The following is a 20,354-nucleotide window of genomic DNA, read 5'->3' as shown; positions in this document are numbered from 1 at the left end:
AGCACTAATGAAATCGTTAATGATAGATTTGGCCACTAAAATAGGCAGTAGAGTAGCCGCATTTTCTACTGCGGCGGTTGCTGTGGCTTCACTGTCAATTACCGCCGTTGTTGCAGATACAATTGTATTAACCGCAGATAGAATGATAGATGTTAACAACGGCCGCGTTATTACGCAGGCGGCGATAGTTGTAAACGACAATATCATTACCGCTTCTGGTAAGGCCAATACGCTGAATTTACCCGCAGATGCGACCCGCGTTGATTTAGGCGACGCAACGTTAATGCCTGGTCTTATGGACATGCATGTCCACTTAACCAGCGACGCTACACAACATGGTTATAAGCGCCTAGAAGTATCCTTGCCCCGCGCTACTATCACGGGTGTAAAACACGCTAAACAAACCTTAGAAGCAGGGTTTACCACAGTACGTAATGTGGGTGCGCCAGGGTTTACCGATGTCGCATTAAAAGATGCCATTAATGCAGGTGACATTCCTGGCCCTCGTATGTTTGTTGCTGGTCCTTCACTTGGTGTAACTGGCGGGCATTGCGATAACAACTTACTGCCTTTCGAATATAAACACTACAGCGAAGGCGTGGCTGACGGCCCTTGGGAAGTTCGCAAAAAAGTACGTAGAAATATTAAGTATGGCGCCACCGTAATTAAATTTTGCGCTACCGGAGGCGTGCTATCTAAAGGCACCAAAGTAGGTGCCCAGCAGTATTCACTTGAAGAAATGAAAGCGTTGGTTGAAGAAGCCCACCTTCGTGGCCTTACCGTAGCAACCCATGCTCATGGTACCAGCGGCATTAAAGATGCTATTCGAGCAGGTGTAGATTCTGTTGAGCATGTGAGCTTACTAGACGATGAAGCGATTGCTTTAGCTAAAGAACACGGTACTTACTTCTCTATGGATATTTACGTTACTGAATATATCTTAGGTGAAGGTGAAAAAGCCGGTATTTTAGAAGAGAGCTTAAACAAGGAACGCAAGGTGGGTAAGCTACAACGCGAAAATTTTGCCAAAGCGGTGAATGCTGGGGTAAACATGGTTTTTGGCTCTGACGCCGGTGTTTACCCGCATGGCGACAACCCAAAACAATTTGCCCGTATGGTTACTTTTGGAATGACACCAATGCAAGCGATTCAAGCCGCCACTATTAATTCGGCAACGCTGTTAAAGCAGTCGTCTACATTAGGAAGCTTAGATGAAGGTAAGTTGGCCGACATAGTAGCGGTGCCAGGTAACCCGTTAGAAGATATGAGTAGAATGGAAGACGTTCACTTTGTAATGAAAGACGGCGCTATTGTTAAGTCGTTAGCTATGTAATAGACGTGGTTAAGTATAAAAAAGGCGTGTTGTTATTCACAACACGCCTTTTTTTATTCACTTACCATCATGCGTTAGCACGAGGCAATGGTTAAAGCATAGTAGGGGTATAACTATTGCCCAATGCCTCATCGTGTACCTACTCACCTTCAGCTTGTATAGCGGTAAGCGCAATAGTAAATACAATATCGTCGACTAAAGCACCACGACTTAAATCATTTACAGGCTTACGCATACCTTGCAGCATGGGCCCAATACACACTAGGTCAAAGCTACGCTGTACGGCTTTGTAAGTGGTATTCCCTGTGTTTAAATCAGGGAATACAAACACATTTGCTTTACCCGCAACAGGGCTATTCGGTGCTTTACTGCGCCCTACACTCTCAATGGCAGCTGCATCATATTGTAACGGCCCGTCAATAAGTAAATCGGGACGCAAGGATTGCGCTATTTTGGTTGCCTCACGAACCTTTTCTACGTCGCTACCTGCACCAGAGTCGCCGGTGCTGTAGCTAATCATGGCAACTCTAGGCTCTAAACCAAACATTTCGGCAGACGCTGCCGACTGAATCGCGATATCCGCAAGTTGTTGTGCGTTAGGATCAGGATTAATCGCACAATCGCCATATACGAGCACTTGGTCGGGCAATAACATAAAGAACACAGAGGACACTAATGAGGCGTTTTCCGCGGTTTTTATTAACTGTAACGCAGGACGAATGGTATTCGCCGTGGTGTTAACTGCGCCAGATACTAAGCCATCCACATCGCCTTGTTGAAGCATCATAGTACCTAGGGTTACCGTATCTTGTAGTAGTTCTTTAGCTACCACATCTGTCACGCCTTTATGGCCGCGAAGCGCCACTAGCCCTTCCACATAGCTATCTCGAATAGTAGAAGGTGAAACTATTTCTACCCCATCGCTAAGGGTGACACCCTGCTGCTCTGCAACACGCCGAATCTCAGTTTCTTCGCCCAACAAAACAGGCCTTGCTAACCCGCGTTTGGCGCAAATTGATGCTGCCACTACGGTGCGAGGCTCATTGCCTTCAGGCAGTACAATACGTTTATTAACCTGGCGTGCACGATTGGTAAGATAAAAACGAAAGGCCGAAGGTGATAACTTTTTGCGGCGGGTAACCTTGTCAGTCAAAGAGTTCACCCATTTAGCATCTAAACTTTCCGCAGTATGCACCATCACTTTTTCAATGCGTTGGCTATCATCAACCGGCACTTCTTGGTTAAACGCTTGAAGATTTTGCGCTGTTTGCCAAGTGTTAGTACTTACTGACATAATCGGCAAACCCGCTTCCATCGCTTGGCTGCACAGCGCTTGAATGTTCTCGTCAATGCTATACCCGCCGGTGAGCAATAATGCGCCCAGTTTAGTGCCGTTTAGCGCGGCTAAACAACATGATACAAACACATCGCTTCGGTCGCCGGAAAGAACCAATAAGGCCCCTGGTTTAAGCGCGTGGGTCATATTGTGTATTTCACGCGCACAGAAAGTCACGCTGCTTAAACGTCGCGCCGATATGTCACCTTCATTCACTATGGTAGCGCGTAAATGCTTTGCAACATCAATGGCGCGAGGCGACATAAGCTCGGCACTCCAATCTATGGCGCCTAAAAATGCCAAACCCCGGGAGAATATAGGTAAGTTGCGAAGTGCTTCACTGCGCGTCTCATCATGCTCTGTGGCTTCAATGGCGCCTATATCTACGCGCAGGCGGCCATGTTCGTCTATGGGGGCATTTACTTTGTTGAATATACACCCTACTACCTTTTTACTTTTGTGACCGCCGTAGGTATCAACCACTATCTCAAGACGGTGATTGATATCCACCGGGTTTTCGTTGCCCGGCACACATACAAATACAATATCGGCATCAAGTGCGCGGCTAATTTCTAAATTCAGTCGCTCGGCGTAAGGGTGATGATGGGTGGTAACCAAGCCCTCAATAACTGTAACAGCATCAGGCTCTTGGTGTTGTTCAAAGCGCTCTATAATTTCTTCAAGAAGCTCATCGGTGTTGTCGTTACTTATCATTTCCTCAACGTAACTAAGCTCAAATGGCGTTATTGGCTTAACACTACAATGATGACTAATAATAGCGGTAGAGCGTTCTTCGCCCGTATCTCCTCGATGAGGCTGCGCGAGGGGTTTAAAGAAATTGATTTTAATGGCTTGCTCTTCTAACGCGCGTACCAAACCCATGCTGACAGTAGTTAAACCCACACTGGTTCCTACTGGGATCAACATTATTCTGCGTGACATATAATCTCCTGCCTAATTAAGAAAGCCGCTTAGCAAAATGCTAAGCGAACTGTACCGCTTCAGCGGCAATCACCCATTCTTCGTTGGTAGGCACAACCAACACGGGCTTACTGGACGACGGTGTAGAAATCTCACCTTCTTTGCCAAAACGCTTAGCTAAATTACGTTCGTTATCAACTTCTACGCCCATATAGGCAAAATAGTCCATCGTAGTTTGGCGAATAAGCGACGAGTTTTCTCCTATACCACCAGTAAATACAATGGCATCAAGGGAAGGCACTGCAACCATATAGCCAGCTATATATTTAGCGAGACGATAGCAAAAAATTTCAATGGCTAGCTTTGCGCCTTCATGCCCCTTTTCGGCCTCATCTTCTAGAATGCGACAATCGTTACTAAGTTCGGAAACACCAAGCAGTCCAGAGGATTTATTCATTAAATCTTTAATTTCTTCTGCATTTTTACCCAGGCGCTCTTGTAGTGTTCCCGGAAGGCTTGGGTCTATATCGCCGCAGCGTGTTCCCATCATTAAGCCTTCAAGTGGCGTAAACCCCATGCTGGTGTCTACCGCTGTGCCTTTGCTGATTGCAGATACACTGCATCCGTTGCCTAAATGAGCGCTGATGATACTTGTTTCTGCTACCGGCTTATCAAGCATTTTCGCGGTACTGTCTAAAATAAATTTATGGCTAGTGCCATGAAACCCGTAGCGTCTAATACCGTGTTCACGATAGAGCGCTTTAGGTAACGCATACAAGTAGGCTTTTTCTGGCATGCTTTGGAAAAACGAGGTATCAAACACCACCACATGCGGCAGTGTAGGATAGGCTTTTTGGGCGGTTAGAATACCTTTTAAATGGGCCATATTATGTAGCGGCGCCATTTTCGCGTACTCTTCTATGTCAGCTAAAACCTGTTCGTTAACCAGTGCGGCACTTTTGTAGCGTTCCCCACCATGGACTACACGGTGGCCTATCGCCACAGGTTGAACGCCGGTACTTGAAATGACATTTTGAATGGCGTTGAGCGCTTCACTATGGCTGGCATTATCGGAAAGTTCTTTCTGGATTTTCTTTCCTTCATGTTTCACCGTAAGGCTTGCATCGCTGTTGCCTAAGCTTTCTGCAATGCCCGATAAACCGGCCTTGCCCGTATTGGCATCGATAATGGCAAACTTTACCGATGAACTACCACAATTTAAAACCACAACGTCTTTTTTCATCTGATCACTTTAAAGTAAAATAGTTAATCTATAATCCACTTCAGTATAACAACAAGCGAATATTTAGCTTATTAAACAATATTTTAATTTTAGCTTAAAATCGAGATTTGCTACCAATATTTATCAGCTTTAGGGTTATTTTAAGCAAGCTTTTAACACTCGCTTCAGTACGTTGTTACATTCTCGTAAAACCTCGCCTTAGATCAGAGTAAAAAAATAATTTTTATTTTTTTTCAATTATTCTCTTGAAAAGGATTTCTGCCACCCTATATATGAATTGTCGGCGCTGAAAGGTCAGGTCGACAAAACTGTCGCCGAATAATCGGGGCAAATTTTTCTAACATATTGCTTTAATTTTTAAGGATATGACTATGCGTACTATCGATCTATCTCCACTTTACCGTTCATTCATTGGTTCAGACCACTTAGCCGCACTTGTAGATGCAGCATCCCGTGCTGATAAGCAAAGCACTTACCCTCCCTATAACATTGAGCTACTTGCTGACGACAAGTACAGGGTAACTATGGCTGTTGCTGGTTTCAGTGCTGATGACGTGTCTATTGAAGTACAAGAAAACACGTTAACTATCACTGGTAAAAAGAACGCTGAAGAAAATGACAAAGACGAAAAGGAACGTAAGTTTCTTCACAAAGGTATTTCCGAACGCAACTTTGAACGTAAATTCCAGTTGGGCGACCATGTGAAAGTACTGGCTGCAGATATGGAAAACGGGTTGTTGCACATCGATATGGAACGTGTCATTCCTGAGGCGAAAAAACCTCGTCAAATTGAAATAGGGTCACGCCTAATCGAAAACTCATAACGTTTTCAATGTGAATTTCCCTGGTTAGAAACGGCGCCTTTTGGCGCCGTTTCTTATTGTGCACTTTCTTATTGAGCACTACGTTGAATAAATCCGAGATATAACGTGGTTAAAGCCCCCTTATTCATCCAGCGTAAAAGCCGGTAATTAATAAGTATGGCTAAATCCATACTCCAATAATCTTTTCTAACAATCGTTTAGGGTACATTGGTAATTGGCCACCCCGGCTTCTCCTGAACGAAAGCGCCCGGATATAGCCATGTTTGCTAGCTCGCCAGTGGCACTTAGCGCTACCGACTCAAATTGACTGCTGGCCACGCCATTTTCAAAAGTGCCGGAATGTTGAAATGTAATTGCACCCCGCTTACCTTGAATAACCCCTGTGAAGGTTTCAAAGCCGGTGAACCTTGCCTGAGTTTTAGACTGATATGACATGAGAAACTCAATTTCGCTTTCTCCCACAATATCACCACTGTATTTTTGCTTAATGGTTGCATGGGAAGTTTTAACGTTATCACATCGTTCTACGAGCGTTGTTTCATCCCAGTTCGCAATGGTAAATTGTCCTAAGCAATTCATAATGTTCCTATTTTTATATCAATTCTATATCAGCTTAACGAATTGCTCGTAGGCTGTACAACGTATTAGAGAAAACCTTTTAATTTCGCTAATCCGTAAGCGTTACAAGTCGACGCATCTTTGATATCACCAGAAACAACTTTTTGATGAAACTTATCTAGCGGCATAGGGATAATTTTTAGATCCTCCTCTTCCGCATCAAGAGACTGCTCGCCTTGGCTAAGGCCTGTAGCTAAATAAATATGATACCCCTGATTGCAAAATCCATAGGCAAGATACTGAAAACCAACGTATTGCATATGTTCTGCTTGCATACCCGTTTCTTCTTTAAGCTCACCTTTGGCCAATTCACAAGGATCAGCGTCTGGGTTTGCTTCCCATGCGCCTTGGGGAAGTTCTAACATACGCTGTCCAATGGTATAACGGTATTGTTCAACAAGATAAATAGTGTGGTTGTGAATAGGTAAAATAATGGCAAAGTCGGGCTTTTCCACTACCCCATATATCCCCTCTTGCCCGCTAGCACGGCGGATTTTATCTTCTTTAACCGTAAGCCATTTATTTTTATATACCACCTGCGAAGAAAGGGTTTCAATATCTTTTACGCGAGTGTGAGTATCATCCGACATCTAGCTAACCCCATTAAAATGTTGCAAAGAAATATGAGTGTACGAGGCAGCGTGACACACGGCAACCTAATTTAGCCTACTAGATTGAACAAAGAACAGGTGGGAGAAAAGTTATGCGCCAAAGGCGTGACAAAAGAAAGGGAAACAAAAACGCCGGTTACTATTACCGGCGTTTAAACGTTATACGTTATCTAGAGCTAATTAGATAAATGCGTGTTAGATGTACTCTACTTCGATGATTTCTACTTCAACGCCCCCTGCTGGGGTTTGAATTGTCACCACATCGTCAACTTCTTTACCAATAAGACCACGGGCAATTGGCGAATTAACCGAAATTAAGTTGTTCTTAATATCAGCTTCGTCATCACCTACTATGCGATACCGAGTTTCTTCATCAGTATCAACATTTAAAATAGTTACCGTAGTGCCGAAAATCACTTTACCTGTGTTTTCTAACTTAGTCACATCGATAATTTGCGCATTAGACAGTTTAGCTTCAATGTCTTGAATACGCCCTTCACAGAAACTTTGTTGCTCACGCGCAGCGTGATATTCAGCGTTCTCTTTTAAATCGCCATGCTCACGGGCTTCCGCGATAGACTCGATAATACGAGGACGTGTTTTAGTTTTAAGCTCGTTTAATTCTTCACGCAATAGCTCTGCGCCATGCGCTGTCATTGGATACTGACTCATGGTTACAGTCTCACCTGGCTGGATATTTTAAACAGAAAAGTGCGCCGCGTAGGCGCACTTTTATTCATTCACACAAATGTCATATAAGAAGGATACCGCGTATCCGGCTTTATGTCATTAGTGATTCAGTCTTGCATGAAGCTCTTGCACAGAAGCCACTTTATTGCGATCGTCAGCTGACTTAGCGCGAATAGTGGCAAATGCCGCATTCATTGTGGTGGTATAAGTTACCTTATTCAACAAAGCTTCACGGCGTATGTACACTGAATCGGTAATCGCTTGACGCCCTTCTGTTGTATTTACTAAGTAAGCATACTCGCCGTTTTTGATGGCATCCACAATATTAGGACGGCCCTCAGACAGCTTGTTTACTACCGAGCATTGAATACCAGCATCATTAAGGGTAGCTGCAGTTCCGCGGGTGGCTTCAATGCTAAACCCTGCTTGCGTAAGCGCTTTGGCCAGGTCGATAATCTTATTTTTATCGGTATCACGTACCGAAATTAACGCCTTGCCAGCTTTAGGAAGTGGCGCGCCAGCACCAAGGTTTGCTTTCGCATAGGCTTCTTCAAAAGTATCGCCCACCCCCATTACTTCACCGGTAGAGCGCATTTCTGGCCCTAGAAGTGGGTCAACACCTTGGAATTTAGCAAAAGGCAGTACCACTTCTTTCACCGAGAAAAACGGCGGAATAATTTCTTCTGTAACGCCCTGCTCTGCCAAGCTTACGCCCGCCATTGCTCGTGCGGCAACTTTGGCCAATGGAACCCCGGTGGCTTTCGACACAAAGGGCACTGTACGGGCAGCACGTGGGTTTACTTCAATCAAGTAAACTTCGCCATCTTTAATTGCGAACTGGGTATTCATTAAACCAACTACACCAAGTTCTAATGCCATTGCACGCACTTGCTCACGCATGGTGTCTTGAATAGCCTGAGGCAATGAATGAGGTGGAAGTGAACATGCCGAGTCACCTGAGTGAACCCCAGCTTGCTCAATATGCTCCATAATACCGCCAATAACCACGTCTTTACCGTCGCAGATGGCATCAATGTCAACTTCGATAGCATCATCAAGGAAACGGTCTAACAAGACAGGGGCATCGTTAGACACCTTAACGGCTTCTGTTAGGTAGCGTTTAAGATCTTTAATGTCGTAGACGATTTCCATCGCCCGGCCGCCAAGTACATAAGAAGGGCGAACAACCAATGGGAAGCCGATTGCTTCGGCCATTGATAGGGCCTGTTCAATGTTTGTTACTGTGGCATTTGCGGGCTGCTTAAGGCTAAGCTTATTCACCATTTGCTGGAAACGTTCACGGTCTTCAGCACGGTCAATCGCCTCTGGCGAGGTGCCCATAATAGGTACACCTGCTGCTTCTAGTTCACGGGCTAGCTTAAGAGGCGTTTGGCCACCATATTGCACAATCACGCCTTTAGGCTGTTCTTTCGCAACAATTTCTAGCACATCTTCTAGTGTCACAGGTTCAAAGTACAAACGATCTGAGGTGTCGTAGTCGGTAGATACGGTTTCTGGGTTACAGTTAACCATAATGGTTTCGTAACCGTCTTCGCGCATCGATAAAGCCGCGTGCACGCAGCAATAGTCGAATTCGATACCTTGGCCGATACGGTTTGGACCACCACCGATCACCATGATCTTGTCTTTATCGGTTGGTTGCGCTTCACACTCTTCATCGTAGGTTGAATACATGTAAGCTGTGCTACTTGAGAACTCGGCCGCACAAGTATCAACGCGCTTATATACCGGTGAGATGTCAAAGCCACGGCGAGCTTCGCGAACGTCACTTTCAGCTACTTTGGTTAATTCGGCTAAGCGAGAGTCTGAGAAACCTTTACGTTTAAGTTGACGCATAAAGTCTGCATCAATACCTGCAAGACCACTTTGCGCCACTTGGTCTTCAAGCTTAATAAGGTCTTCTAGTTGCACCAAATACCAAGGGTCGATATTGGTTAAGTTGAAGACTTCATCCACGGTCATTCCCATACGGAATGCATCACCGATGTACCAAACACGCTCAGCACCAGGTTCACGCAATTCGTATATAACTTTATTGCGCGCTTCTGGGTCGTCCAAATCAACCATTGAATTAAGGCCGTTGGCGCCCACTTCTAAGCCGCGAAGTGCTTTTTGAAGCGATTCTTGCTGGTTACGACCAATAGCCATAACCTCACCCACCGATTTCATTTGCGTAGTAAGACGGTCGTTAGCACCAGCAAATTTTTCAAAGTTAAAACGAGGAATTTTTGTAACAACGTAGTCTATCGAAGGCTCAAAAGATGCCGGTGTTAGGCCACCTGTAATATCGTTGTCCAATTCATCGAGTGTATAACCTACGGCAAGCTTGGCAGCCACTTTCGCTATAGGGAAACCTGTCGCCTTAGAGGCCAATGCCGATGAACGAGATACACGGGGGTTCATTTCGATAATAACTAAGCGACCGGTTTTAGGATCAACACCAAATTGAACGTTCGAACCACCTGTTTCAACGCCTATTTCACGTAGTACTGCCATAGCAGCGTTACGCATAATCTGGAATTCTTTATCTGTTAGCGTTTGTGCAGGAGCAACGGTAATTGAATCACCTGTATGCACGCCCATAGGGTCGAAGTTTTCAATGGTGCACACAATAATGCAGTTATCTGCTTTGTCGCGTACCACTTCCATTTCATACTCTTTCCAGCCTAACAAAGACTCATCAATAAGCAGTTCTTTGGTAGGTGAAAGGTCGAGACCACGGGCACAAATTTCGTTAAATTCTTCGATATTGTAAGCAATACCGCCACCTGAGCCACCCATGGTGAATGACGGACGGATAATACACGGAAAGCCTATACGGCTTAGTACATCGTGGGCTTCATCCATGCTATGAGCAATTTCAGCACGGGGACATTCCAAGCCTATGTTCTTCATGGCTTGGTCGAAACGTTCGCGGTTTTCCGCTTTATCGATAGCGTCTGCGGTAGCGCCGATAAGCTCACAACCAAACTCTTCCAGCACGCCGTGCTTGTCAAGTTCAAGAGCACAGTTAAGCGCCGTTTGGCCGCCCATGGTAGGTAGCACCGCGTCTGGGCGCTCTTTTTCAATGATCTTGCGTACAACTTCCCAATGAATAGGCTCGATGTAGGTTGCATCGGCCATTTCTGGGTCGGTCATAATAGTGGCAGGGTTAGAGTTTACCAATATTACACGGTAACCCTCTTCACGCAGCGCTTTACACGCTTGCGCGCCTGAATAGTCAAATTCACAGGCTTGGCCAATTACAATAGGGCCAGCACCAATGATAAGAATACTTTGTATGTCGGTACGTTTTGGCATAACGGGCTCGTTCCTACTGCTTGTGTTGTTCGATTAATTCAATGAAGTGGTCGAATAGCGGCGCAGCTTCGTGGGGCCCTGGACTTGCTTCGGGGTGACCTTGAAAACTAAACGCTGGCTTATCGGTACGATGAATACCTTGCAGAGATTTATCGAACAAAGAAACGTGGGTAACTTCAAGGTTATCTGGCAAGCTTGATTCGTCTACCGCAAAACCATGGTTTTGACTGGTGATCATAACCACGTTTCGTTTTAAATCTTTTACTGGATGGTTGGCACCATGGTGACCAAACTTCATTTTCACCGTTGTTGCACCACTTGCCAAGGCAAGGAGTTGGTGGCCTAAACATATACCAAACACAGGGATACCAGTATCGACAATGGTTTTAATTGCGCTAATGGCATAATCACAAGGCTCTGGATCGCCTGGTCCATTAGAAAGGAATACACCATCGGGGTTCATACCCAATACATCTTCGGCCGGCGTTTGCGCAGGCACCAAGGTAATTTTACAGCCACGGTCGGCAAGCATACGAAGAATATTGCTTTTCACACCGTAGTCGTAGGCAACGACATGATACTTAGTGTCGCTAGGGGTAACGTACCCTTCGCCTAGTTTCCAGCTTCCCTCAGTCCATGTTTTTGGCTCAGTAATACTCACTACTTTTGCCAAGTCCATGCCTTTTAGCCCTGGGAAGGCTTTTGCTTGTTCTAATGCGTTGGCTTCGTCTAGCTCGTCGGTGCAAATAATACAGCCATTTTGCGCCCCCTTGTCACGTAGAATACGTGTTAATCGGCGAGTATCGATATCAGCAATACCCACAACACCTTTGCTTTCAAGGTATTCAGACAATGTCTGCTGTTGACGGAAGTTACTAGCAACGAGGGGTAAATCACGAATAATAAGACCTTTCGACCAGATTTTATCTGCTTCAACGTCTTCTTCGTTAGTTCCAGTGTTGCCAATGTGAGGATAAGTAAGGGTGATGATTTGTTCAGCGTAGGATGGGTCGGTGATGATTTCTTGGTAGCCAGTCATTGAAGTATTAAAAACAACTTCACCAACGGCAGTACCTTGAGCACCTATCGCCGTACCTTTAAAGACAGAACCGTCCTCTAACACCAAAAGGGCAGAATTAGCCAAGTCAACCTCCAGATTAAGGATAACTATGTGTTTATGCAGCATTTCGCACAAACCCCACAAAAAACGGGAGATTAGTTAAATAATGCAACCCGTTTTACGATCTTTGCAGCTAATAAAACCGTAGACTTCCGCCGATTTCTCAGCTTCAGAATACGAAATTCTGGCAAATTCCGGCGAGTATACATCACTGACTGAAAATGTCTAATTTATTTGCAGTAATTATTCAAAATAACGCTTACAGCGTCTTTTTAGGGTTAAACCGTCGAAAACCCAGCTTAGTGGTTATATTTAAAGCAAGTAAGCTAAATAAGAAGGTTTTGCCAGAGCGATTCAACCCCACCTAGTCGTGATAAACTTCGCTGCCCTAGAGTTTAAGGTTAAGTACGTCCACCATGGAGTATGGGCCAGCATCTTTGCCATGCAACCACTGTGCTGCATGCACAGCGCCTTTAGCGAAGGTTAAGCGGCTCGACGCTTTATGAGTAATTTCTAAACGCTCACCAATGTCTGCGAATAACGCCGTATGTTCTCCGACAATGTCCCCGGCACGCACGGTGGCGAAGCCAATCGTACCTTGGTCTCGTTCCGGCTCTTTCCCCTCGCGGCCATACACGGCGCAGGTTTTAAGGTCGCGGCCTAATTCATCCGCAATGGCTTCACCAATTGCCATGGCCGTGCCAGAAGGCGCATCTTGTTTAAACCTGTGATGAGCTTCTGTAATTTCAATATCTGCCGTGTGGCCCAATACGCTTGCCGCTTGACGCACCAGTGACAGCATGAGATTTACGCCAACGCTGTAATTTGCCGCAAATACAATAGGAATCTGCTTAGCCGCTTCATCTAGGGTAGCCAGTTGCGCTTCACTAAGGCCAGTGGTGCCTATAACCACCGGCATTTTGTGCTCTACACACCACGCTATATTGGTTTCAAAAATAACTGGCAGTGTAAAATCAATCATCACATCAGCATCTTTGGCGGTTAAGCTAGACATAGCACTACAGTCGATAGCTTGTTTGCCAATACCGGCTAACTCACCTACGTTCATATTTACCCACGGAGAGTCATCTCTTACCGTAGCAACACTAAGCTCTGCCTGGTCACTTTGATCTAATGCTTCAATGAGCACTCTGCCCATACGCCCGTTGGCGCCGAATAAACCTACCTTCATGTAATTAGTCTTTTATATGTTTCTTTCAACCTTGCAGGCATTTTGCCAAATGCCTGCACTATTGCAATGCGAACGGCTAAAAATAGTCGATAAACGCAAATTTAATTACCTTGATAGAAAATTTACTTAGCCTAAGTGTATTTCAACGGTAAGCTTGATAGCTTATTTATTCGCTTGGCTATACATTAAGTGTTTGGCGAACTGTTGGTTTACTCTACCTCTAGATATAAGGTCGTACCTTTATGCAAAAACAACTTATCTGGGATATTCCCACACGCTTATTCCACTGGCTTTTAGTTATTTGTATTTTGGCCCAATACGCGACCGCAGAATGGCTTGATAGTGCAACCCAATGGCATTTCTATATTGGCTATTTCACTTTGGGCCTGCTGTGTTTTCGTCTTATCTGGGGATTTATTGGGCCTACGTATGCGCGCTTTTCGCAGTTTGTAAAAGGGCCAAAGGCTGTTATTCAATACCTAGGCACCTTATTTAACCGCGATAGTACGCCGGTAGCTGGGCACAATCCACTCGGAGGCTGGTTTGTTATCGTTATGTTGGCACTGCTTATAATACAAGGTGTTAGCGGGTTATTTATGACCGATGATATCTTTTTGGATGGCCCTTACCGCAGTGCTGTTAGTAGCGATGTTTTAGACTTGATGAATACCCTGCACCATCTTGCGTTTGATATTTTGCTTTATGTAATTGCGCTGCATATCGGCGCCATTATTTTTTATAGCGTTTATAAAAAACAGAAGCTCGTGCCACCTATGTTTCACGGGGTTAAAGAAAGCGCCAGTGCAGGCATCACTCACTCACGCATACTACGCGCGATTGTGGTGGCGCTCATTTCAGCGGCGCTTATCTACCTGGCCGTTGAAGTATTGCCCCCCGTGCCCGATGTAAGCGACATGTACTATTAACAGGCGCTAACGGGATGAAAGGACTTACTTGTGCTCGTCGCTTGCGACGAGCCCTTTTTCACGCATCAGCGAGGATACCTCATCGACACTGCTAGGATCGTCAATTGTTGAAGGCACGGTCACAGGCTCATTGCCAGCAATTTGCCTAAGCACCTTTCGAAGAATTTTACCCGAACGGGTTTTTGGCAGTCTATTCACCACAATACTGCGTTTAAAGCACGCCACCGGCCCTATCGCTTCTCTTACCCGTTCAATCAATTCTTTTTCAAGTACGCTTTCCTCTATCAATACATCGTCTTTAAGTAATACTAGCCCCACAGGTAACTGCCCTTTTACGTCATTGTGCACGCCTATCACACTACATTCAGCCACTGCAGGATGGCCCGCTAACACTTCTTCCATTTCCCCGGTGGAAAGTCGGTGTCCGGCCACATTAATAACATCATCGGTACGCCCCATAATAAAAACATAACCATCTTCATCAATGTAGCCGTTGTCGCCGGTACTATAATAACCGTCGAACTCGTTTAAGTAGCCACTAATAAAGCGCGGATGATCTTGCCATATTGTAGATAGGCATCCCGGTGGAAGCGGCAGTTTAATGGCAATAGCGCCTTTTGCGCCTATAGCCTGCTCTTCGTGTGCATTGACTAATACTTTTACATTAAAGCCTGGGGTGGGCACGCTTGATGATCCCGGCTTAGTTTTCATTGGTGCAATACCCATAGGATTAGCGCAAATGGGCCATCCTGTTTCTGTTTGCCACCAATGATCGACAACGGGAACCGCAAGTTTTTCGCTGGCCCAATAATACGTAGGCGGGTCTAATCGTTCTCCTGCCATAAAAAGGGTGCGAAGCGTTGTTATATCGTATTTTTCGAGCTTTGTGGCTTCTGGATCTTCTTTGCGAATGGCGCGAAATGCGGTGGGAGCTGCAAACAGCACATTCACCTTGTGCTTTTCGATTACATGCCAAAACGCGCCTGCGTCAGGCGTGCCTACAGGCTTTCCCTCGTACAATACTGTGGTGGCCCCTTTTATTAGTGGGCCGTAAACGATATAAGAATGCCCCACTACCCAGCCCACATCAGAAGCTGCCCAGAAGGTATCCTGCGCCTTTATGCCATATACAGCGCCCATAGAATAATTAAGGGCCACGGCGTGGCCGCCGGTGTCTCTTACTACCCCTTTCGGCTTGCCTGTTGTGCCGGAGGTATACAGTATATAGAGCGGATGGTTAGCCTCTACAGGAGTCGGCGCAACGGGCTCACTAGAGGCCATTAATAAGGCCCAATCATGGTCAAAACCGGCCTTTAATTTAGCGTTTAACTGTTCACGCTGAAATAATATGCACCCTTGGGGCTTATATTTCGCGAGGGTTATTGCTTCATCTACCAAAGGTTTATAGGGCAGCAGCTTACTACCTTCTATGCCACAGGAGGCGGTTACGATAAATGTGGGTTTAGCGTCATCTATACGTACCGCTAGTTCATTGGCGGCAAACCCGCCAAACACCACAGAATGAATTGCCCCTATGCGCGCACAAGCTAACATAGCAATAGCAGCCTGTGGGATCATAGGCATGTACACAATAATCCTATCGCCCTTTGTTACGCCAAGGCGTGAAAGCGCACCGGCAAATAACGCCACTTGCTCTAGCAGTTCGCGGTAGGTGAAGATCTGTGTGGTTTGAGTGACCGGCGACTCGTAAATAAGTGCTGCTTTATCGCCTACACCAGCATCTACATGATAATCCAGGGCAAGATAACTGGTGTTAAGCATCCCGTCTTCAAACCAGTTATAGTATCCGTTATTGGAAGGTGTGCACCCCATTGTTGGCCTACGGTACCAATCAATTTCTTTGGCTTGTTGCAGCCAAAATTCATCAGGGGATTGCGTTGATTGCGCATACTCGTTTTTGTAATTCATAGCCTTGTCCTAGGTAGGGTTTTAAAAAACACTAGGCTAGTTCGCCCCGGTTTACGTATAAGACTTCGGCATTAGATGGGCTAATACGCTGAAAAAACAAACAAAATTTTTTAACTATTTATTCACGCGTTTGCTTTATATTTTATTTTAATAAGGCCGTTTAGTTTTTTAGCGTGTAGAAATCACTTCAATGCATACGGAAACCCGGGTCATTAAAGTAATTAGGAGCAGTAATTATGAGGGTAGTTATAAGGGAAACAGCAAATAAGCAAAATAGGTGAGGCTATAGGCTGGTTTAGCGTTATTTCGAAGGGCCAACAAAGCGGCCGCCAATGAAGCACTGGCCACCGCTTTTAAGGTTTGATAACTAAAAGGTTTATTTAGTCTTTTTTATAATCGTCATGGCACGACTTACAGCTAGCACCAATCTCACCGATTGCACCGCGATAAGCGCTGCTGTCGCCGGCTTTAACTGCTGCTTGTAAGCCCTGCGCTGCCTTTTTAAGCGCCATGGCTTTGCTTTCAACGTCTGAGAAATTTTCCCATAGACCGTCTTTAGCAGCAGTTTCTACATCAAACTCACGGGTATCTACAGATAAGTAGTCGCCCATCATGTCAGCAAGCTGCTCTAAGCGTACAGCGTTGGTTTCCATTACGCTTTCATCAAAAGGTAATGCCCCTTTAGCCATACCACCAAGTGGGCCCATGTTACTGCGCACGAGTTGGAATAAAGCTTGACGATATTGGGTAGCCGCTTTTGCGTGCTTCGCAGAAGATGCTTCGGTGACGTCTGCAGCCAACGCTGCGGTTGATGACATCGCCCCTAGCGATAGCGCAATAATTAACGCTTTTTTCATTGTTTTCATGCCTGTTCCTTTAACGTGTTTTAATACTAAAACTATCCTGACCAATAGCCCTTAATTTAGCAAGGTTTATTACGTCAAACCTATCTGAATATACGACTAAACCTACAAAAAAGCCCTCAATGTGAGGGCTTTAAATGGGTATAAATAACTAAAATTAGTTGGTTAAGTCGTCAAAAAACTTCTTCACACCGTCGAAGAAGCCTTGCGCTTTAGGACTATGCTTGCTTGACGCTTTACCCATAGACTCTTCAAGTTCTTGAAGGAGTTCCTTCTGACGTGAAGACAGTTTCACCGGGGTTTCTACGACAACCTTACACATAAGATCACCAGTTGCACCACTTCGAACTGACTTCACACCCTTACCACGTAGGCGGAACATACGGCCTGTTTGGGTTTCAGGGCTTATTTTCAGTTTCACTTTGCCATCTAGGGTGGGCACTTCTAGCTCGCCGCCAAGCGCTGCTGTGGTAAAGCTAAGCGGAACCTCGCAATAGAGGTTGCTACCATCACGGGTAAATATCTTATGCTCGCGTACATGTACTTGAACATACAAGTCGCCTGGAGGAGCACCATTCTCTCCTGCTTCACCTTCGCCACTTAAGCGAATTCTATCGCCTGTATCAACCCCTGCAGGAATTTTCACATTAAGGGTTTTGGTCTTCTCTTTACGCCCATGCCCATGACAGCTATTACAAGGGTCTTCAATAATTTTACCCTTGCCAGAACACGTTGGACACGTTTGCTGCACGGCGAAAAAGCCTTGGCGCATTTGCACTTGGCCATTACCATGGCAAGTAGGACAGGTTTTAGGTGTTGAGCCCGACTTAGCACCAGTACCATCGCACACTTCACACTCGGCCAGTGCAGGCACACGGATATCTACACTTTTACCGCGTACCGCTTCTTCAAGTGAAAGTTCTAAGTTGTAGCGCAGATCTGAACCTTGACGTGCGCGTGATTGACGGCCGCCACGACCACCGCCACCAAAAATATCACCAAATACATCACCGAAGATATCACCGAAATCAGCACCACCACCGAAGCCTTGGCCACCGCGATTAGGATCGACACCAGCATGGCCGTATTGATCATACGCCGCACGCTTTTGCGAATCAGACAGTATTTCGTAGGCTTCCTGGATTTCTTTGAATTTATCTTCCAGTGCTTTATCGCCTTGTGTGCGGTCGGGGTGAAATTTCATCGCAAGCTTTTTATACGCTTTTTTAATTTCGCGTTCGCCAGCGCTTTTATCTACCCCTAGCACTTCGTAGTAGTCACGTTTCGACATATCGTTTACTTACCCTACTTATTGTCGACAGTTCTAACGCCTGTCGAAGCTACATCTGTATGTTATGAAAACACCACGATTATTGCCATGGTGTTTACATAACAAAGGCGCAACAAGAATATCCTGCTGCGCCTGAACTGCTTAATCAGCCCGGCGCACCGGGCTTATCGCAACAGCTTACTTCTTCTCGTCGTCTTTCACTTCTTCAAACTCAGCGTCAACAACATCGTCATCTGCTTTGGCAGAGGCGTCAGCTTCGCCGCCTTCTGCACCGCCAGCTGCCGCGCCCGCTTGGGCTTGCGCTGCTTCCATAAGTTTGCTTGACGCTTGAATAAGCTCTTGCGTTTTCGCTTCAATTTCAGCTTTATCTTCGCCTTTAGTTGCTGTTTCAAGCGCAGTAAGTGCTTCTTCGATAGGCGCTTTGTCTTCTGCACTTAGTGCATCACCTACTTCTTCTAGCTGCTTACGCGTAGCGTGGATCATGCCATCAGCTTGGTTGCGCGCTTGAATAAGTTCTTCAAACTTCGCATCAGACTCTTTGTTCGCTTCTGCGTCTGCTACCATTTTTTCTACTTCTTCATCAGTTAAGCCTGAAGAAGCTTTGATGGTGATCTTCTGCTCTTTACCAGTATCTTTATCTTTTGCAGATACGTGTAGGATACCATCAGCATCAAGGTCGAAGGTTACTTCGATTTGCGGTACACCACGTGCTGCTGGACGGATACCTTCTAGGTTAAACTGGCCAAGCGACTTGTTAGCACTAGCTTGCTTACGCTCACCTTGAATTACGTGAACCGTTACCGCTGACTGATTATCTTCAGCCGTTGAGAAGGTTTGCGACTTCTTCGTTGGGATCGTCGTGTTCTTCTCGATAACCGCTGTCATTACGCCGCCCATGGTTTCGATACCTAGCGATAATGGCGTAACGTCAAGAAGTAGTACGTCTTTAACGTCACCAGAAAGTACGCCACCTTGAATCGCTGCACCTACGGCAACCGCTTCATCGGGGTTCACGTCTTTACGTGGGTCTTTACCAAAGAACTCAGACACATACTTCTGAACAAGCGGCATACGTGTTTGACCACCTACAAGGATGATGTCTTGAATGTCGCCTACAGAGAGATCTGAGTCCGCAAGTGCCTGCTTAAGCGGTGTAAGCGAGTTCTTCACTAGGTCTTCAACCAAAGACTCTAGTTTAGCGCGCGTTAGTTTAATCGCTAAGTGCTTAGGACCTGAACCGTCAGCTGTGATGTACGGCAGGTTAACTTCAGTTTGCTGTGAAGAAGAAAGCTCAATTTTCGCCTTCTCACCCGCTTCTTTAAGACGCTGCATAGCAAGCGGATCTTTACGAAGGTCGATGCCTTGATCTTTCTTAAACTCTTCAACAAGGTAGTTGATTACACGGTTATCGAAGTCTTCACCACCTAGGTGAGTATCACCATTAGTTGCTAGTACTTCAAACGTGTGCTCGCCGTCTACTTCATCAATTTCGATGATAGAGATATCGAATGTACCACCACCTAAATCGTATACAGCTACAACGTTATCGCCTTGTTTTTTGTCCATGCCATAAGCAAGCGCGGCCGCAGTTGGCTCGTTGATAATACGCTTAACTTCAAGACCCGCGATACGACCTGCATCTTTTGTTGCTTGACGCTGAGAATCGTTAAAGTAAGCAGGTACAGTGATAACTGCGCCAGTTACTTCTTCGCCAAGATAGTCTTCGGCGGTTTTTTTCATTTTCTTAAGTACTTCGGCAGAAACCTGTGGAGGCGCCATTTTTTCGCCTTTCGCTTCTACCCACGCATCGCCATTGTCTGCGCCAACAATTTTGAAAGGCATGATGTCGATGTCGCGTTGTACTTCTTTATCTTGAAAACGACGACCAATAAGACGTTTAATCGCAAACAACGTGTTTTCAGGGTTAGTTACCGCCTGACGCTTTGCTGACTGACCTACTAAGGTTTCGCCGTCGTTAGTATATGCAATGATTGATGGTGTTGTACGATCGCCTTCAGCGTTTTCGATTACGCGAGGCTTGTCGCCGTCTAGCACAGCAACACATGAGTTAGTTGTACCTAAATCGATACCTATGATTCTACCCATTTTTGTATCTCCGAAATATTTTTAAAGTCT

The 20,354-nt window shown here is 45.6% G+C and carries 15 protein-coding genes; 3 read left to right on the top strand and 12 right to left on the bottom strand.

Features of this window, described 5'->3' with window-relative positions:
* Nucleotides 1–7 precede the first annotated feature (7 nt).
* A complete protein-coding gene (locus tag GTH32_RS07380; protein ID WP_246223173.1) occupies nt 8–1,333 on the top strand; it encodes a Xaa-Pro dipeptidase in 1,326 nt (441 codons plus the stop codon).
* Nucleotides 1,334–1,472: 139 nt separating this feature from the next.
* On the opposite strand, the gene pta is transcribed toward GTH32_RS07380, so the two are convergent.
* Nucleotides 1,473–3,611 (bottom strand): phosphate acetyltransferase, encoded by a 2,139-nt coding sequence (pta, locus tag GTH32_RS07375; protein ID WP_163084602.1) that lies wholly within the window; start codon nt 3,609–3,611, stop codon nt 1,473–1,475.
* Between the two features lie 40 nt (nt 3,612–3,651).
* A complete protein-coding gene (locus GTH32_RS07370; protein ID WP_163084601.1) occupies nt 3,652–4,833 on the bottom strand; it encodes an acetate kinase in 1,182 nt (393 codons plus the stop codon).
* 371 nt (nt 4,834–5,204) lie between these two features.
* Between GTH32_RS07370 and GTH32_RS07365 the strand changes: the two genes are divergently transcribed.
* On the top strand, nt 5,205–5,657 hold the full coding sequence (locus GTH32_RS07365; protein ID WP_163084600.1) for an Hsp20 family protein: 453 nt from the start codon (nt 5,205–5,207) through the stop codon (nt 5,655–5,657).
* A 186-nt stretch (nt 5,658–5,843) separates the two neighbouring features.
* Here GTH32_RS07365 and GTH32_RS07360 read toward each other — a convergent pair whose 3' ends face one another.
* The 6 genes from GTH32_RS07360 to dapB all read right to left on the bottom strand — a co-directional run bounded on the left by GTH32_RS07360 (nt 5,844) and on the right by dapB (nt 13,209).
* Nucleotides 5,844–6,236, bottom strand: a complete 393-nt coding sequence (locus GTH32_RS07360; protein WP_163084599.1) for a DUF3224 domain-containing protein — start codon at nt 6,234–6,236, stop codon at nt 5,844–5,846.
* A 65-nt stretch (nt 6,237–6,301) separates the two neighbouring features.
* Entirely contained in the window at nt 6,302–6,865 is a 564-nt protein-coding gene (locus tag GTH32_RS07355) for an NUDIX domain-containing protein (protein ID WP_163084598.1), read from the bottom strand.
* 216 nt (nt 6,866–7,081) lie between these two features.
* Nucleotides 7,082–7,558: a transcription elongation factor GreA gene (greA, locus tag GTH32_RS07350; RefSeq protein ID WP_163084597.1), complete on the bottom strand. Its 477-nt coding sequence runs from the start codon at nt 7,556–7,558 to the stop codon at nt 7,082–7,084.
* A 117-nt stretch (nt 7,559–7,675) separates the two neighbouring features.
* On the bottom strand, nt 7,676–10,897 hold the full coding sequence (gene carB, locus GTH32_RS07345; protein ID WP_163084596.1) for a carbamoyl-phosphate synthase large subunit: 3,222 nt from the start codon (nt 10,895–10,897) through the stop codon (nt 7,676–7,678).
* A gap of 13 nt (nt 10,898–10,910) precedes the next feature.
* Nucleotides 10,911–12,041, bottom strand: a complete 1,131-nt coding sequence (carA, locus tag GTH32_RS07340; RefSeq protein ID WP_163084595.1) for a glutamine-hydrolyzing carbamoyl-phosphate synthase small subunit — start codon at nt 12,039–12,041, stop codon at nt 10,911–10,913.
* 364 nt (nt 12,042–12,405) lie between these two features.
* Nucleotides 12,406–13,209 carry a 4-hydroxy-tetrahydrodipicolinate reductase gene (dapB, locus tag GTH32_RS07335; protein ID WP_163084594.1) on the bottom strand — a complete coding sequence of 268 codons (804 nt, stop codon included), beginning with the start codon at nt 13,207–13,209 and terminating at the stop codon, nt 12,406–12,408.
* Nucleotides 13,210–13,451: 242 nt separating this feature from the next.
* Between dapB and GTH32_RS07330 the strand changes: the two genes are divergently transcribed.
* Nucleotides 13,452–14,135 carry a cytochrome b/b6 domain-containing protein gene (locus tag GTH32_RS07330; protein ID WP_163084593.1) on the top strand — a complete coding sequence of 228 codons (684 nt, stop codon included), beginning with the start codon at nt 13,452–13,454 and terminating at the stop codon, nt 14,133–14,135.
* Nucleotides 14,136–14,159: 24 nt separating this feature from the next.
* Here GTH32_RS07330 and GTH32_RS07325 read toward each other — a convergent pair whose 3' ends face one another.
* The 4 genes from GTH32_RS07325 to dnaK form a co-directional block, all read right to left on the bottom strand.
* Nucleotides 14,160–16,064 (bottom strand): propionyl-CoA synthetase, encoded by a 1,905-nt coding sequence (locus tag GTH32_RS07325; RefSeq protein WP_163084592.1) that lies wholly within the window; start codon nt 16,062–16,064, stop codon nt 14,160–14,162.
* Between the two features lie 380 nt (nt 16,065–16,444).
* A complete protein-coding gene (locus tag GTH32_RS07320; RefSeq protein WP_163084591.1) occupies nt 16,445–16,930 on the bottom strand; it encodes a c-type cytochrome in 486 nt (161 codons plus the stop codon).
* A gap of 154 nt (nt 16,931–17,084) precedes the next feature.
* A complete protein-coding gene (gene dnaJ / locus GTH32_RS07315) occupies nt 17,085–18,218 on the bottom strand; it encodes a molecular chaperone DnaJ (RefSeq protein WP_163084590.1) in 1,134 nt (377 codons plus the stop codon).
* Between the two features lie 177 nt (nt 18,219–18,395).
* Entirely contained in the window at nt 18,396–20,324 is a 1,929-nt protein-coding gene (dnaK, locus tag GTH32_RS07310) for a molecular chaperone DnaK (RefSeq protein ID WP_163084589.1), read from the bottom strand.
* Nucleotides 20,325–20,354: the final 30 nt, after the last annotated feature.

It is taken from the genome of Alteromonas profundi (assembly GCF_010500865.1).
GTDB lineage: Bacteria > Pseudomonadota > Gammaproteobacteria > Enterobacterales > Alteromonadaceae > Alteromonas > Alteromonas profundi.
Note: the sequence above shows the minus strand (reverse complement) of the source record. Positions and strands in the feature narration are given on the sequence as shown.